Annotated in this window: 17 protein-coding genes and 1 riboswitch; of the genes, 9 read left to right on the forward strand and 8 right to left on the reverse strand. The window is 52.6% G+C overall.

All coding sequences use genetic code 11. The features are described 5' to 3' along the window. Positions 1–21: 21 nt before the first annotated feature. From arsJ to ACUN9X_RS13700, 3 genes are all read right to left on the reverse strand, one after another. The gene (arsJ, locus tag ACUN9X_RS13690) at positions 22–1,254 is read right to left on the reverse strand and encodes an organoarsenical effux MFS transporter ArsJ (RefSeq protein ID WP_445473446.1); all 1,233 of its coding nucleotides are present in this window, start codon (positions 1,252–1,254) and stop codon (positions 22–24) included. 1 nt (position 1,255) lies between these two features. After that, positions 1,256–2,260 carry an ArsJ-associated glyceraldehyde-3-phosphate dehydrogenase gene (locus ACUN9X_RS13695; protein WP_445473447.1) on the reverse strand — a complete coding sequence of 335 codons (1,005 nt, stop codon included), beginning with the start codon at positions 2,258–2,260 and terminating at the stop codon, positions 1,256–1,258. 112 nt (positions 2,261–2,372) lie between these two features. After that, a complete protein-coding gene (locus tag ACUN9X_RS13700; RefSeq protein ID WP_445473448.1) occupies positions 2,373–3,143 on the reverse strand; it encodes a metalloregulator ArsR/SmtB family transcription factor in 771 nt (256 codons plus the stop codon). A gap of 265 nt (positions 3,144–3,408) precedes the next feature. On the opposite strand from ACUN9X_RS13700, the gene ACUN9X_RS13705 reads away from it, so the two are divergent. Further along, positions 3,409–4,068: a ZrgA family zinc uptake protein gene (locus tag ACUN9X_RS13705; RefSeq protein WP_445473449.1), complete on the forward strand. Its 660-nt coding sequence runs from the start codon at positions 3,409–3,411 to the stop codon at positions 4,066–4,068. A gap of 29 nt (positions 4,069–4,097) precedes the next feature. On the opposite strand, the gene ACUN9X_RS13710 is transcribed toward ACUN9X_RS13705, so the two are convergent. Continuing rightward, positions 4,098–4,613, reverse strand: a complete 516-nt coding sequence (locus ACUN9X_RS13710; protein ID WP_445473450.1) for a DUF3299 domain-containing protein — start codon at positions 4,611–4,613, stop codon at positions 4,098–4,100. A 48-nt stretch (positions 4,614–4,661) separates the two neighbouring features. Here ACUN9X_RS13710 and ACUN9X_RS13715 point away from each other — a divergent pair, with 48 nt between their 5' ends. Further along, a complete protein-coding gene (locus ACUN9X_RS13715) occupies positions 4,662–5,354 on the forward strand; it encodes an ABC transporter ATP-binding protein (RefSeq protein WP_445473451.1) in 693 nt (230 codons plus the stop codon). Beyond that, entirely contained in the window at positions 5,351–6,619 is a 1,269-nt protein-coding gene (locus ACUN9X_RS13720) for an ABC transporter permease (RefSeq protein WP_445473452.1), read from the forward strand. Before ACUN9X_RS13715 ends, ACUN9X_RS13720 begins: the two co-directional genes overlap by 4 nt. An 89-nt stretch (positions 6,620–6,708) precedes the next feature. On the opposite strand, the gene ACUN9X_RS13725 is transcribed toward ACUN9X_RS13720, so the two are convergent. Both ACUN9X_RS13725 and ACUN9X_RS13730 read right to left on the reverse strand, forming a co-directional pair. Then, entirely contained in the window at positions 6,709–8,016 is a 1,308-nt protein-coding gene (locus ACUN9X_RS13725) for an ATP-grasp domain-containing protein (RefSeq protein WP_445473453.1), read from the reverse strand. 163 nt (positions 8,017–8,179) lie between these two features. Further along, positions 8,180–8,548, reverse strand: a complete 369-nt coding sequence (locus tag ACUN9X_RS13730) for a hypothetical protein (protein ID WP_260037395.1) — start codon at positions 8,546–8,548, stop codon at positions 8,180–8,182. Between the two features lie 247 nt (positions 8,549–8,795). Here ACUN9X_RS13730 and ACUN9X_RS13735 point away from each other — a divergent pair, with 247 nt between their 5' ends. The 4 genes from ACUN9X_RS13735 (at position 8,796) to ACUN9X_RS13750 (ending at position 11,587) form a co-directional block, all read left to right on the forward strand. Beyond that, entirely contained in the window at positions 8,796–9,116 is a 321-nt protein-coding gene (locus ACUN9X_RS13735; RefSeq protein WP_260037394.1) for a PepSY domain-containing protein, read from the forward strand. Between the two features lie 109 nt (positions 9,117–9,225). After that, complete coding sequence (locus ACUN9X_RS13740; RefSeq protein WP_260037392.1) at positions 9,226–9,534, forward strand: PepSY domain-containing protein; 309 nt, start codon at positions 9,226–9,228, stop codon at positions 9,532–9,534. A 57-nt stretch (positions 9,535–9,591) separates the two neighbouring features. Then, positions 9,592–10,266, forward strand: a complete 675-nt coding sequence (locus ACUN9X_RS13745) for a winged helix-turn-helix domain-containing protein (protein ID WP_445473454.1) — start codon at positions 9,592–9,594, stop codon at positions 10,264–10,266. Beyond that, a complete protein-coding gene (locus ACUN9X_RS13750; protein WP_260039380.1) occupies positions 10,256–11,587 on the forward strand; it encodes a sensor histidine kinase in 1,332 nt (443 codons plus the stop codon). The genes ACUN9X_RS13745 and ACUN9X_RS13750 overlap by 11 nt, the downstream gene beginning before the upstream one ends. A gap of 50 nt (positions 11,588–11,637) precedes the next feature. Here the strand turns inward: ACUN9X_RS13750 and ACUN9X_RS13755 are convergent, their stop codons facing one another. Together ACUN9X_RS13755 and ACUN9X_RS13760 are read right to left on the reverse strand one after the other, a co-directional pair. Next, a complete protein-coding gene (locus ACUN9X_RS13755; RefSeq protein WP_445473455.1) occupies positions 11,638–11,907 on the reverse strand; it encodes a hypothetical protein in 270 nt (89 codons plus the stop codon). Then, on the reverse strand, positions 11,904–12,827 hold the full coding sequence (locus tag ACUN9X_RS13760; RefSeq protein WP_260039377.1) for an esterase/lipase family protein: 924 nt from the start codon (positions 12,825–12,827) through the stop codon (positions 11,904–11,906). The genes ACUN9X_RS13755 and ACUN9X_RS13760 overlap by 4 nt, the downstream gene beginning before the upstream one ends. Positions 12,828–13,119: 292 nt before the next feature. On the opposite strand from ACUN9X_RS13760, the gene ACUN9X_RS13765 reads away from it, so the two are divergent. Together ACUN9X_RS13765 and ACUN9X_RS13770 are read left to right on the forward strand one after the other, a co-directional pair. Next, positions 13,120–13,530, forward strand: coding sequence for an ACT domain-containing protein (locus ACUN9X_RS13765; RefSeq protein ID WP_260039375.1), 411 nt, complete (start codon positions 13,120–13,122; stop codon positions 13,528–13,530). A gap of 170 nt (positions 13,531–13,700) precedes the next feature. Beyond that, on the forward strand, positions 13,701–15,161 hold the full coding sequence (locus ACUN9X_RS13770; protein ID WP_445473456.1) for a malate:quinone oxidoreductase: 1,461 nt from the start codon (positions 13,701–13,703) through the stop codon (positions 15,159–15,161). Between the two features lie 159 nt (positions 15,162–15,320). Beyond that, a riboswitch (glycine riboswitch) is annotated at positions 15,321–15,417 on the forward strand. Positions 15,418–15,544: the final 127 nt, after the last annotated feature.

Genomic DNA, 15,544 nt, shown 5'->3' on the forward strand with positions numbered 1-15,544 from the left:
ATCAAAGTGCCCAAAGGGGCGTCAGCCAGAGTACGAAGTGGCGCCAATGGAATCGTCAGGGCTCTGAGGCAAGGAGAGCTGAGCAACTGATACCGTCGCAATAAGCAGGAATATGGATGACAGCCATAAACACGCCTCAAGGCCATATACCTGGTAAACCCAGCCAGACATTAGAGTACCTATTAACCGGCCCATGGCGTTCGACATATAGTAAAAGCCCACATCGAGAGATACGCCATCGGCCCGTGCCAAGCTCACAATCAGGTAGCTGTGGAGAGACGAGTTAACTGCAAACACAAGGCCGAACAGCAGCAGGCCGCCAATGACAGCAATCTGGGCTGGCAAGTCGGTATTCAGCCCAATAGCGATAGCAGCAGGAATACCGGTTAACAGTGCCGCCCAAACGACCGCCACACGCCGGCCCGGAGTAGCTTTGCCATTGCGATGTGTAAAACGGGGCGCCAGTGTCTGTACAGCGCCATATCCCATTACCCACACGGCCATAAATCCGCCTACCTGCCAGAAATCCCAGCCAAAAACCGTGTGCAGGAAAACCGGCAGTGCGACCACGAACCATACGTCCCGGGCACCAAACAGAAACATGCGGGCCAACGAAAGTACATTGATGGCTCTGTTTTTGGACAGCATGTCAGTGAATTTTGGTTTAGCGGTACTTTTACCCAACTCCTGAGTCAGTAAAACCAGGCTACTAAGCCAGACCACCATTAAAGCCACACCCATAATGATCACTGCACCCCGAAAGCCCACTAGCATCAGCAAGGCACCGCCGAGGAAGAAACCTACACCCTTGAGGGTATTCTTCGAGCCGGTTAACAGGGCAACCCACTTGTAGAGTTTGCCTTGCTCCGATCCGGGCACCAACAGTTTGATACCGCTTTTGGCCGACATTTTATTCAGGTCTTTTGCAATGCCAGACAGTGCTTGAGCCCCCATAACCCAGGGCACCGACAGCATGGCAGCAGGAACAGCCAGCATCCCCAACGCCACAACCTGCAGGAGCAGACCAATATTCATAGTGCGATTCAGCCCTATGTGGGCCCCGAGATAGCCACCTACCAGGTTAGTGATTACCCCGAAAACCTCATAGAAAATGAACAGCAGCGCAATCTCCAGCGGCGAATACCCCAACTGGAAAAAATGCAGTACCACCAGCATCCGCAAGGCCCCGTCGGTGAGGGTAAAAGCCCAGTAGTTGCCGGTGATGATCAGGTACTGCCGGATCGCAGGGCTCATGTCAGGCCGCTCCGACCTTGCGGACCAGTTCCACCGTCCGGTTTGCATAGCCCCACTCGTTGTCATACCAGGCGTAGAGTTTCACCTGACTTTCGTTGACCACCATGGTCGACAGCGCATCAATGATCGAAGACCGGGGGTCGGTTTTGTAGTCAATAGACACTAGCGGCCGCTCTTCGTAACCCAGGATGCCAGCCAGTGGGCCGTCCGCGGCTTCTTTAAGGACGCGGTTAACGGTATCCCGGTCGGTCGGTGTTTCGACCTCAAATACACAGTCGGTCAGAGAGGCGTTGGTCAGTGGTACCCGAACAGCATGGCCATCGAGCCGACCTTTCAACTCGGGGAAAATTTCGATAATGGCAGTCGCGGACCCTGTGGTAGTTGGAATCAGGGAGCTACCACAGGCGCGGGCGCGACGCGGATCTTTGTGGGGAGCATCCAGAATTGTCTGGGTATTGGTCAGACTATGGATCGTTGTGATCGACCCATGCCGGATGCCCAGTTTTTCATGGATAACCTTAACCACCGGTGCCAGGCAGTTGGTTGTGCAGGAAGCGGCAGTGATGATGCGGTGGGTTGCCGGATCAAACTGATCGTCGTTGACCCCCATGACAATATTGAGCGCCCCGGCTTCTTTTACCGGCGCAGTAACCACGACCCGTTTCACGTCCTGCTTGAGATAGTCATTCAACAACGCAACGGTCTTCATCTTGCCGCTAGCCTCAATCACCACATCGCAATCTGACCAGTCTGTTTCTCCAATCGTTTTATTGGCACTCACCGGAATGCGATGAGAATTAACGAGGATGCTTTGCCCATCGGCAATCGCCTCGTGCTGCCAGCGGCCATGGACACTGTCGAAATTGAGCAAGTGGGCGAGGGTTTCCGCATTAGCGCCAGGATCATTGACCGCCACGAAATCGATCTCTGGCCAATCAAAAGCGGAACGCAGCGCCAGGCGGCCAATGCGACCGAATCCGTTAATGCCGACTTTGATTGCTGTCATATTTAATGCTCCTGAAGGGCGGTAAAATGGCTGGAAATAGCGCGTTACGGTCAAGCTGTGGTCACGAGTGCTGCGAGATTAGTATGAGGCCGCAGCCACCAATTTCCTGTAGTTACACACAATCCGTTCGCGTCGGCCGATTCGGCATTTCCGTTAGCCGTTTGGCCATAGGGGCCAGAAGTGCAGCACTCTCTTCATACGCTGCTGTAAGCGATGTTCGCACCCAATCCGGTATTGCTGGATGCAGTTGATAGTAGACCCATTGGCCCCGGCGCTCGTCCTGAACCAACGCATAATCGCGGAGCTGCGCCAAATACCGGCTGATCCGCGGTTGAGATACCTCCATCGCTTCAGTTAACTCACAGACACATAGCTCTTCCTGTTGCTGTATCAGCAGCATTGCAGCCAAGCGGTTCTCGTCGCCCAGTGCTTTGAAAACCCCCGCAGGAGAGTAATGAATAGGGCGATGGGCTGCTTTTTGATGTACCAGAACAAACAGGCTGATGCGATCCTTGAGTTCTTTCATCACCAGCGCAAACGTGGCGTGGCGATTCTGTGGTACTGGATCCGGAAAATCCCATGCAATCACCTGCCCAACGGATGCTATGGGGTGGCACTCGCGCGCGGCCTTGTCACAGAGGGTAATGACGTAGTCCCAGTGCTCGTCGCTCACTGAACTTACCGATTTGCTATGTGTTGTCGTGCTATCAAGACCAGCTTCATCGATACACTGGAGCGCAAGCGGGTGGGGTTTCGACGGCGCAGTGCCTGCGCTGGCCACTTCGAACTGATCACCTGCAAGATCTTTCAGCAAGGCCTCGGCCATGAGCGACCTCGCGCTGTTGGCTGTGCAAACAAAAAGTACCCGACGACGATTGTTCATGTGTAGCCCCACAGATATCTAGAAATCGTTATATATAAATAATGATATATTTATCTAAATGCTTTGTGAAGACTTGGTCGATCGACCTGCAAGCTAAGAGCATCAAGTTGCCCGCGAGTTCACATCGATCTTCGTTGCACACCGAAAGACAAGCATGAGAGATAGAACAATGATGGGGGCTTAGAGAATTGGCTGGTACATACGTCTTAAATGGTATGTTATAACATGCTTTTGTTTCATGGGCGGGAGAGGCCTGAGTCAATCAATGGCGTCAGCTACTCGCCAAAACTTCTCGATCAGTGCCGTTTTTTATTACCCAAGCGGCTTACGTCGTAAAATTGGAGTTAATTCAATGCTTAAGCTACTTTATAATCGTCGTGGGTTCAGTGTGGGTATATTAACCTTCAGCTCACTTTTGACCCCGGGCGCATATGCAGCAAGTGCTCTTGACGCGCATGAACATGGTCATGCGACGCTCGATATTGCAACGGAAAATCAAACAGTTGAACTTTATTTCAAGTCGCCGGCTGTCAATTTGATCGGGTTTGAGCATGCCCCGGAAAACAATGATGAGCGTGATCAGCTAAAAAATGCTGTCGCCTGGTTCGATCAACATTCAATCATCGATATTGTTAACCGGAACTGCGAGCTATCCCGGTCTTCTATTGAAGAGACCGTTACTCAGGAAGCTGAATCACATAACGATCACCATCACGAACACGGTGAACACGAGGGATCCCACAGTGAGTTCATCGTGAACCAAACGCTGTCTTGCGACACCAACGTCACCGGTGAAATCTCGACTGCGGGACTTCTAAAGCAATTCAACGGAATTGAAGAGCTGGATGTAAGCTGGGTAACCAGCAGCGGGCAGGGCGGCGGCGAAGTTACCCGTGAATCAATGACACTCAACCTCGGCGATTGAGACAGAGCTCTTGGACATCAGTAACCAGGCTATTGCTCTGGTATCTCGTATGGCTCAATGGATTCCGCTTTGATTGAGTACGACGACTTGCCCATATCGTGGTTGGTCGTCTCAATACGCAATACACCTTCTATCCATACCGGGTAGTAAAGCGCCTCCTGGGTAAAGCCCTCCGGGTAGGTAATATGGATAATTTGGTTTGGTGGCGGTGGCGGTACGTGGATACAGGCACCGAAGTATGGGACCAGAAAGAACTCGGAGATCACCATATCGTCTGATACGACAAGCGGCACAACAAAGCCCGGAATTCGAATCGGCATATCACCCATTTCCGGTCTCACGCGGCCTGTCATGATTTCATCAGGCAATAGCGGAGGAGCGCCGCCGTCGTGATCGATGGGCGGCATATTCTCAAGCAGGTTGAGATCTTCCGGGGGCATCAGTTCTGTCCACTCGATTTCTTTCCATTCTTTTGCTGAAAGTGGCATCGCAGCCAAAAAAGCTATAAAAGACAACAATCTGAAAGCGTTGCTCAGCATATCCATGAACCCGGTGTGCCTTAAGGAGCTCCAGATTACACGGGATTAGTATCCATGAAAAAGCCATCTAGCATTTTATCGCTCAGCAACGTTCAGTATTCATGGCCGGGGCAACAGCAGGGTCTGCTCATCCCGGAAATGACGCTGGACCGGGGCGAGCACTGTTTTATTCGCGGCCCCAGCGGATCAGGTAAAAGCACCTTTCTGTCGTTGCTGGCCGGTTTGGTCACTCCGAAAGCCGGAACAATTGAGCTTTTGACACAAGACGTCACAAAGCAGTCCCGTCGCCACCGAGACCGCTTCAGGGCGGATCACATGGGTATCATCTTTCAGCAGTTCAACCTGGTGCCTTATCTGAATGCGATCGACAACGTTTTGCTACCCTGTCGGTTTTCGTCACTTCGCCGTGATCGACTGGCGGCGCCAGCGGCTGAAAGTGCGCGTGATGTTTTAGAAGCCCTGGATATACCTCGTACTCACTGGTATTCAAAAATCGGCGAACTGAGTGTTGGCCAGCAACAACGGGTCGCCGCGGCCCGCGCACTCTTGGGCGCGCCGGAAATTGTGCTGGCAGATGAGCCCACTTCGGCGCTCGATGAAAATAACCGCGACAGGTTTTTGAATCTATTGATTCGCCTCGCCGAAGAAAAAGGCAGTACCGTACTTTTTGTGAGTCACGATCAGACACTGGCTTCCCGGTTCCCGCGTAACCAGGACATAACAGAGTGGATGGAGCCCGCGGCATGATGATAGCGATCATCGCAAAGCTCACGCTTGCAAGTGTCTGGCATCGGCGAAAGACGTTGTCGCTTGTTGTGCTCACGCTGGCACTAAGCGTCAGTCTTTTACTGGGCGTGCAGTACTTGCGGACTGAAGTGAAAAAATCGTTCGTGAATACAATATCCGGAACCGACCTGATAGTCGGTGCGCGCAGCGGGCCGCTTAACCTGTTGTTGTACTCGGTTTTTCACATTGGTGACGCAACCAACAATATCCGATGGACTACTTACCAGCGCATTGAGGCGGATCCTGCGGTCGATTGGGCTATCCCGGTTTCACTTGGAGACTCGCACAGAGGCTATCGGGTGGTCGGCACTCGCGCTGATTTTTTCTCGCGCTTCATGTACGGAAGCAATCAGTCATTACAGGTTTCAGAAGGACGCATATTTTCAGGTGTTTATGAAGCCGTCGTTGGAGCAGAGGTAGCGAAAGAGCTGGGCTATGGGGAAGGGGATTCCATTATTCTTGCCCATGGCACCGGTAGCGTCAGCTTCGTTAATCACAAAGATAAGCCTTTCACCGTTGTGGGTACGCTTGCAAGAACAGGAACCCCCGTAGACAAAGCCGTGTACGTCAGTCTCAGGGCGATTGAAGCCATTCATGTTGGCTGGCAGTCCGGAGTACCAGTGCCGGGTAGGACACCCAATGCCGAAGACACGTTGAAACTTGACCTTACACCTCATGCCATCACCGCCGTCATGGTGGGCATCAAGCGCAAGGTTATGACGTTCCAGCTACAGAGGAAGCTCAATCAGTTGGCTGACGAGCCTTTGAGCGCAATTCTGCCCGGTGTCGCGCTATCACAGCTCTGGCGAATAATGGGTGGGTTCGAAAAAACGCTCTTGATCATCACCGGTTTTGTTGTGGTGACCAGCCTTATAGGCATGCTCGCTGTGTTGCTGACCGCCCAGGCTCAGCGATCTCGCGAAATGGCGATACTAAGGGCAAACGGCGCCACACCTTTGGCGATTGCTGCACTGTTCGGACTTGAGGCTATCGTGATTTCTATCGTAAGCGTGGCGCTGGCACTGGGCTTCGGGTACACAGGTATCGCGTTTGTCATGCCGATGCTGGAAGGGAATCTGGGGGTGCATTTAGGTTTGCGACCGTTGAATGTCGATGAAATAACGCTACTGGCCGCTGTGCCGCTGATGGCGTGTGTGATATCGCTTGTTCCGGCTTTTGGCGCCTATCGTAAAACGCTTGCAGAAGGGCTTACGCCGAAAGAATAAGGGGGAAAGACCGCCCATGATTCCGGCGCTGGATGGCCAGAATCATGGACGTCACCTCTATTGCAACTGCTCTTCTCTGATCAGGCGGCCTAGACGTAGAAGTCCAGATCTTCCTGAGCTTTCAATAGATCCCGCATTTTGATGGGATCGTCGCCAAAGAAGAATACCAGCCCCCAGTGCGTGCCGAAGGCTGACCTATCAGGCACTGTTTCTTCCGCCGGCGCGACCAGTTCGTGTGACTCGAAATAGGGATGCTCCGTTGTTTCTTTGGGCATCTCCAGTTTGCTGACCACACGACGGCGTGGGTAAACACCGAAACAACCTGCATAGCCTTTCGCGTCGACCACTTCGCGAGGGAAGAAACTGTCGACTTCCTCCTTCGTGCTTTTAGGGTCGAACACCAACATTGACGCCTGATAAGCATTGAACCCGTAAGCCCGCTCGATCAATTCGAAAGCCTTGAATCCCGGCGGACGGTAGGCAACCTCACCAAAGTACATTTCGCCGTCTGCAGTCACGAAATACTCGGGGTGAATCAGACCAAATTTGATCTCGAACGTTTTGATCAGTTTCTCGATCTGTTTGGTGATCGCGTTTCGCCAGCTTTCGAGCTGCGCTGTTGCGGGTACGAAAACCGAATACCCCAGAGTCACATACTCGGAAATATTGAGGAACTTGATCTCGCCATCGTGAATCCAGGCCTCAACCGCGAATTCCCAGCCGTCCAGATGACTTTCCATCAACAGCGGATAGTCCTCCTGCGGGATGGCGTCAATTTCCTCAACCTTGCGGATCATCCGGTGTCCAAGACAGCCAGCCTTGTCGAAGGCTTTGACGTGAATCGGGTCGTCCGGATCACCATCGAGTTTGAGCAGCGTCTGGTTAACGCGCTTCATGAAACGCACGATATCTTCCTTTTCGTGCGCTTCCTCGAAGATCCCGACACGGATGCCACCCAGCTGGGCACGACGCTTCATCAACGCTTTGTCGCGGAAGAGAATTGATTGCCCGTACATACGGGGGCTGTCCAGGAGTACCGAGTTGATCGCGCCGGACCACTCAACCGTTTCTTCAAACAGCGGAATGGCAACATCGACGCCTTCCGCTTTCAGTTTTTGGGCAATCTCCAGAGACCGATCGTTCAGGCGAACAAAATCCCACTGGATAAAAGGTATTTTATTTGCGGTACAGAAATCCGCAGCCCAATCCGGAGCGACGACAATGTAGCGGCGATCAAACTTTTGAGCCGCCTTGATTGCGTTGACGCTCCAGCCAAGCAGGGCGATGTACCCTTTGTTCGGATCCTTGGGGGTCTCGGTTCCTTTTACCGAATCCATGTCCGGATCGAGCCAGCCTGACACATCGGCGATTGATTCTGCTTTTGATACTGTCGACATTCGATGTTCTCCTTGCTGGTTGACGCAGAAAAAGCTGCGCCGACATTGGGACGCGCGAGGTGAACTGAGCATTTCGTCAGTGTCGTGTGTAGACAACGAGTGACCGGGGCGAGACACAAATCTGTGCGATTACAAGCATGCCTCGCCGGACGAATAGAACGGGTTAGTGCATCCCAACCATCACCCTCAATATAGCTGGCCTGGTTACAAATAGAAACAAACGGCCGGGAATCTGCTGGATCACACCGACTATCGCCTTTCTGAAGGTAATGAAGTCCAACAAGCCGTCGATTGATTCAACTGAAGTCGCCACACAACACGACCAAACAGTCTCATCGGAACGCTGCGGCCTCGATTTCTTCATTACCAGACGCAGATACTGAGTTGCGATATCCCGGTCGCGGATCGGCGAACCTTCGGTGTAGACACCGCCCGAGGCGATCAGCAACGGCGCATTATTGCCGATATCGAGGCCGCTGCCGTCAAAGCCCAGGATGATGCGAACATTATGATCGATCCTGGCTTCGAGCACTGCCGGCACCTTGTAGTTCTACGTTGGCAAGCTCTACATCGGCGCTACTACTCGCAGATGGGCTCATCGTTCGATTACCAATAAAAGATGATCCGGCGCGTGCACCCAGCTAAGTCCTTTCGCGAAACGGAAGTGCCGATTGTGATTTTGTATAGTTTGGGAAATCCCGGCGCTATGGAGCCTCGCTTACTCTGGGCTCTGTCAGATGACAGATGACCTGACAAACTTATGTGCGAACAGGAGACGTATGATGAAAACTCAAATCAAAACCGCCGGTCTTATAGGTATTAGTGTCGCAGCGCTGCTCGCAGCCGGAACAGCCTTGGCTGACGTAAGCATGGACGACGCCGCAAAGCTCCAGGAATCTGGTGAAATCAAATCATATGACGCGTTAAACCAGATTGCTCTCAAAGAACATCCGGGAGCAACGATTACCGATACTGAACTGGAAGATTCTCATGGCAAGTATGTCTATGAGCTGGAGTTGCGCGACGAAACGGGCCAGGAATGGGACATGGACATAGATGCGGCTTCCGGTGAGGTGCTACAGAATCAGCAGGATGACTAAACGCCAATAGCGATGGTGTTACAGTATCCTGTGTATTGAGCGGCGTGGCGCATTCAGCATATGCGTCACGCCTGACCGGACAGCAAATCATTGTGACGACAGAGGACAAATGATGGTGCTCCATAGCAGAAAAGCCAATCTTATTGGTCTCGGCGCCGCATTGATGTTGACAGCCGGCTTGGCATCGGCAGATAGCGAAGATCTGCGCGCCATGGCGAAAGCGAAGATCACATTGATCGAGGCCATTGAAAGCGCTGAGTCCTCAGAAGGGGGTAAAGCATTTGAAGCCGGTATCGATGACGACAGCTTTCAGCCGGAGTTTGAGGTGTCGATATCACGAGATGGCCGAATTTACGACGTACGGGTTAACGCAGAAACCGGTGACGTCATCGGAGTACGCGAAGATAAAGATGACTGATGTTATACCAGCGTTGCCCATCGTAGCTTTTGTCGGTATTGACCATGGGGTATGAGCATGCATTTGCTGCTACTTGAGGATGATCGCGAAACCGCAGACTACGTCGTTCGCGGTTTTCGGGAAGACGGCCACGTGATTGATCTGGCTGAGCGTGGGGAAGATGCCTTGATGATGGCTGCTGAAGGCGATTACGACACGCTTATTCTGGATCGCATGGTGCCGGGGTTTGACGGCCTCAAAGTACTGTCCATGCTGCGCGCCGGCGGCGATACTACACCGGCGATTTTTCTGACAGCTGTAAGCAGTGTCAACGACCGGGTTGACGGTCTGATGATTGCCGACGACTACCTGGTCAAGCCGTTCGCGTTTGCGGAGCTACGCGCGCGCGTGGGCGCGCTGATTAGGAGACCACAAATCAAGCAGGCACCGACTAATCTTTCGGTCGATGATCTCGAAGTAGACCTGCTTCGGCGAAAGGTTTACCGGGCAGGGAAGGAAGTGATGGTCCAGCCCACGGAGTTTCGACTGTTGGAGTATCTGCTAAGCAATAAAGGCAATGTGGTCACGCGAACCATGTTGCTGGAGCATGTATGGGAATTTCACTTCGATCCGAAAACCAACGTCGTCGAGACTCATATCAGCCGCCTGCGCTCCAAGATTGATCGGGGATTCGGTAAAGAATTGATCCAGACGGTTCGCGGTTCCGGCTACATGATCGACGATGACAGTTAACTGGCTTCGCACCGCCAGCTTTCGTTTCGCGGCACTTTCGGCGGTGGTCTTTGCGCTGAGCACGCTGCTTTTGAGCATTCTGTTCTACTATACCGTTCGCGAGGGAATGGAGCAGCAACTACGCGAGCGCATCAGCACTGAGACGACTCAGTTACTCGGTGAGTATAACGACAACGGGCTTGAAGAATTACGCCATGATATCGGTGAACGGCTGGAACGCGCACCAAGCCCGCGACTAATCTACACCTTGGTCAATCCACAGGGCGTCGCCGTATTTGATCGTCTCAAATTGCCACAGCGCGATGGGTGGAGCCGTATTCAGCAATCCGCGAAGCCGGAATTGCTGCTGCTGACAACCTCCCTTGATGACGGTTTTCAACTTGGCGTCGCCGCGAACACCCGCAGTATTGCTGAATTCCGCCAAGCGATTCTCCGTTCGACAGCACTTACGCTTTGCGCGGTGCTGGTTCTGAGTGTGGTTGCAGGTCGAATCGTCAGCAGACGATTCCTGAGGCACGTTGAAAGATTACGGAACATTGCTGAGCAGGTCGGTACCGGTTCGTTGTCAAAGCGGATTCCGTTAGCGGACATCGGTGATGACTTTGAGCAATTAGCGGTCACCATCAACGGAATGCTCCAGCGAATAGAGCATCTGGTACACGACGTACAGAGCGTATCTGTCAACATCGCGCACGATTTACGAACCCCGCTCGGCAGGGTGCGCCAACAACTGGAAGGTCTGGAAGAGCTTCAATCAACTGAAAAAACGCGCCAACTTTGCAGTGGCGCCATTCGCAATCTAGACCAGGCATTAGAAACCTTCAGCTTACTACTGAGAATCGCCGAGATGGATTCCGCTACGGTCGCCATCGAACGCGAGCAAATCGATTTATCGAACCTGCTCGAAAGGCTTGCAGAGATTTATACTCCGGTCGCGGAGGATTCCGGGCAAACCCTCGTCTGCAAGGTGAGCGGCAATACGGTGATTGAGGGAGATCAGCGACTTCTGACACAAATGTTCGCCAATCTGGTCGAGAATGCGATTAATCATAATGGCGTCGGTGCCAGTATCCAATTATCGGTAACGTCCCATACCAGCGTCGTTGAAGTCGTTGTGGCGGATAACGGTATCGGTATACCGGTGGCCATGAGGGGCGAAGTGCTTAAGCCTTTTTTCAGAATAGACCCAAGCCGGCACAAGCCGGGTAGTGGTCTTGGACTGAGTCTCGCATCACGTATCGCTAAACGGCATGACGCGACGATGCTACTGGCTGACAATTCCCCCGGATTGCGCGTTCAGCTCCGATTCCATAAGGCATAACACCGGGCTCCCTGGCTATTGCGTTCAGGGCCGTCCAGGCATTTGAGCAATTATCGTGCGTGTTGACCAACCCGATTGAGCAAACGCGCCGCGGAAGCGACTGTTCGGTAGGAGAGCCGGGAGATACCATGGTGCAGTTCCCGAACAGGCTCGCTTATGGTGTTCGTAATCGGTACCCGGGCGAGTACATCAAAGGTTTCGTCTGCGATCGACAAGTGAACCTGCTCAAGCCGAGTCGCCACAACTGCGGTACCTTCAAAGGCGAAATCGAAAAAGCCCAACCACCATTGGCGGTTATCCTGGGTTTGCGGTTTATTCATACCAACCACTCCTTTAGTTGCCGGTACACCAACGGATGGTGGCTTAGCCGGATATGATCGATTCGGGGAAATACTGCGGTTGCAGTAAGCTTCCATTCAGTTTGACGAGACCCTGTTGCACTTGATTCCTGCACAAGTGCGTCACCAAACAAGCGGCTCACCGGATGGCTGGACTGAGACGCCAAAAGCCCGGCTACAGCGTAATGGCGCACGCCTTCCACAAGGGGCGGTTGCTGCAACGCCTCGTGGTCGGGGTGAATATTGCCCTCTGTCAGATCATGAATACCGGGGCTTCGCACATTCAGAAAATCCGCTATCGCCCGCACGTAGTCACGAGGGGCTTTTCCCAGAACATCCGCGCTTTTATGGGCGGCTCTCGCAAGCCATGAACCTTCGTGAGGTGAGCCGATATAGACACAGCTCTCCAGTTTGCAAAGCCACGGGGAGGGGGAAGGTTGCCGGCTTGCCTGATAACACGCGCTTCTCGTCACTAACCCGCCCATACTATGGCCAATAAGGATCAACCGCTCCACCGGCACCGGCCAGTGTGCAACAAGCTCAGCCAACAGTTGATCAAACGCGGCGCCGTTCGAGCTGATGGAACGTCCGCTGTTGTAGCGCAGGCTCAGTGGCGTGGCATCCAGTTGCACGGCCAGTTCCGTGGCATAATTCTCACCTGGGCGTTCGGGATAGTCGAAAACGGTCTCGAGCTCCGTCAGGCCATGCACCAGAACAACGAGCGTTGGACGGGCAGCATCGAACGATGGGTTTGCGATATCCAGAACCTCATCCTGAAAACGCAAGTCCATGGAAAATGCCATGGGGTTTTGGCGCTGATGCAGCCATTCACCCAGGAAGCCGCTGACAATCGCCGAGGTTTGTTCCTGCCACTTGGCAGGTATGCGATGCGATGACACCATAATTCAGGCTCTACAAAATGTGGTCTCAGCATAGCACTGTCTGTTTTTTGTCCAATGTCTGCAGAACCATCTGGTGGCGTGCATTTGGGCCAATCAGGCTACCTCTACCGCTGAACAGCATTGGGGATGGCCAAAGACACCCAATCCAAAGCCTTAACCGTATAATCCTGACTAATCAGAGATCCCGATAAAATGCTAAATTGCTATTGAGGCGAATCAATCGGTTAGGATGATATTCTGTACCTAGCCAAAACTCGCCCACGACATTCGGCCATAGGAAGGACACAAAACGATGAAGCGAACACAGTTTCTCCAGGATTTGATCAAGCAGCTCTCGCCAAGACTCGACTCCAATTCCTATGTCTACTGCACAGTGGCCAACGCCCGGTACGGCGAACTGGAAAAGCTCAAACCTATTGTCAGCATTGCCGAGCTCGAAGGCCTGACGCTGGTCATTCCTCGCGAACAAGCCGAATCAGAGGGTTTGGACTATTACAGAGTCTTCCGCCGAATCACCCTTGAAGGGCACTCCAGCCTTGAAGCGCTGGGGCTCACATCCGTTGTTACAAGCTTGCTCGCAGAGCGCGGGATCACCACCAACGTCATCGCAGGCTTCTACCACGACCACATGTTTGTGCCGGACGATCGCGCCGATGAGGCAATGGACGCATTGAAGGAACTGGCCAGCAAACCGAATGGCTAGAATGCGATATTGAAAGCGTACGTATTCGAAGGCTGGTTCAGGTGTTTCCTGTTTTCGCAGGTTAGGCGAAACCTCAAAACAGGTTTCCCGTGATGGCCTTAAGCTCAGCGGGGGTAATTCAAAACTATGTTTACAGATGTCATAAATCGTTCGACCGACAGGTATAGCTCATGAATGTAATCATTATCGGCGCGGGAATTATGGGAACTACGTTTGCCACGCTGGCAAAGGAGTTTGCACCCGATTTGGAAATCACCATTCTAGAAAGGCTGGACGGCCCTGGTGCAGGAAACTCGTGGGCATTTAACAACGCTGGCACGGGACATGAAGCGAACTGTGAGCTTAACTATACCCCGGTGGATGAAGAAGTTATTTCAGTTGAAAAGGCGTTGAAGATTCATGCTCAGTTCAATATTGCAAAGCAATTCTGGGCTCACTTGATCGAGCAGGGCGCCATCAAAGACCCTAAAACGTTTATCAACCAAACCAAACACTGCACCATCGTTTCCGAAACGGCGATTGAAGAACTGCGATTGCGATTCAAGGAAATGTCGGCGCATCATTTTTTCGAACACATGCGTTTTTCGGAAGACTTCGACGAAATAAAAGACTGGATTCCCTACACAATGGAAGGGCGCCCACGCCATGAAAAAATGGCGGCTACCGTTATTGAAACCGGCACAGACGTAAACTTTGGGGCTTTAACTGAGCAAATGGCCGCCCACGCAGTGAATGACCTGGGGGTAAAAATAGAATACGGCACCCACGTCAAGCGCGTGCACAAGAGTCCATCCGGACAATGGATTATTGAAACTGAAGGCAGGGGAGAGCCCATCAAATACAAGGCAGACGTGCTGTTTGTCGGTGCCGGCGGCGGTGCATTCCCGATCCTTAAAAAAAGCCACTTGCCATTTCGGCACCGATATACCGGCTTCCCTGTGGGCGGGCGATTTTTACAAGCGCCAATCAGTGACGAACAGGCCGAGCATTACCGGGCCAAAACCTATGGCAAGGCGAAAGTCGGCGCGCCTCCCATGTCCGTACCTCATCTCGATTTGCGTGTAGTGGACGGTCAGCGCTACCTGCTTTTCGGACCGTTCGCGTCATTTAACCCTGTTCTTGAGAAAGGGCGTGGCTTTTTTGATTACCTCAGCTCAATGCGCCTGCATGATATCTCAGGCTTGCTGAACGTCACCCTCGAGCACTTTCCTCTTGTTAAGTATCTGGTTTCAGAGACGTTTAAAGGCAAAAAGAGCATGTTCGAGGAACTAGAAAGCTTTGCTCCGGGCTTGAGCGAACGGTTTGACTGGGAACCGGTTCAAGCCGGTCAACGGGTACAGATCATTAAAGACGGCGATTTGCAGATGGGTACAGAGATCATTGTGTCCGAAGACAAGACTTACGGGACATTGCTCGGCGCATCGCCCGGCGCATCGGTTTCGCCCGAAGTGATGTTGCGTTGCGTGGAGCAATTGATGCCGGCAATTTTTACTAAAGAAGCCGCCCAGAAAAAGAAAAAAGAGATTTTTCCCGAGGATGATCTGGACATATTGGCCAATAATCCTGACCGGTATCGGGAGATTCGCGATGCGGTTAACGAAAAGCTGGGGATTACCCCGTCAGCGACGTAATGAAATCGACGGTTTTGGTCAGCACCACGAAGCGATGACGCTTCGCATAATCAACTATGATGGAAGAAACAGGAAAACAATATAAATAGAGATAGCGGAGTTCATCGAGCTGCCTTTATTTGTTATGTTCCCGAACAGGTTGAAACTAATTGCAGAACAGATGTGTTAGCGGGAGAGACTGAGCGCACGATTAGTGCTCAGCGCCGAAGGAGCAACTGCCCCGGAAACTCTCAGGCAAACGGACCGCTAACACGATGACTTTCCGAAGAGCTGCCGACGACTGCGTCAGTCGGCACACCGAAGGAGCAAGCGGCCAACTCTGCGGAAGCGGCGCGTGAATCTCTCAGGTACAAGTGACGGAAGGGGTGCTTTCTACCATACCG

Source organism: Marinobacter sp. V032 (assembly GCF_052645435.1).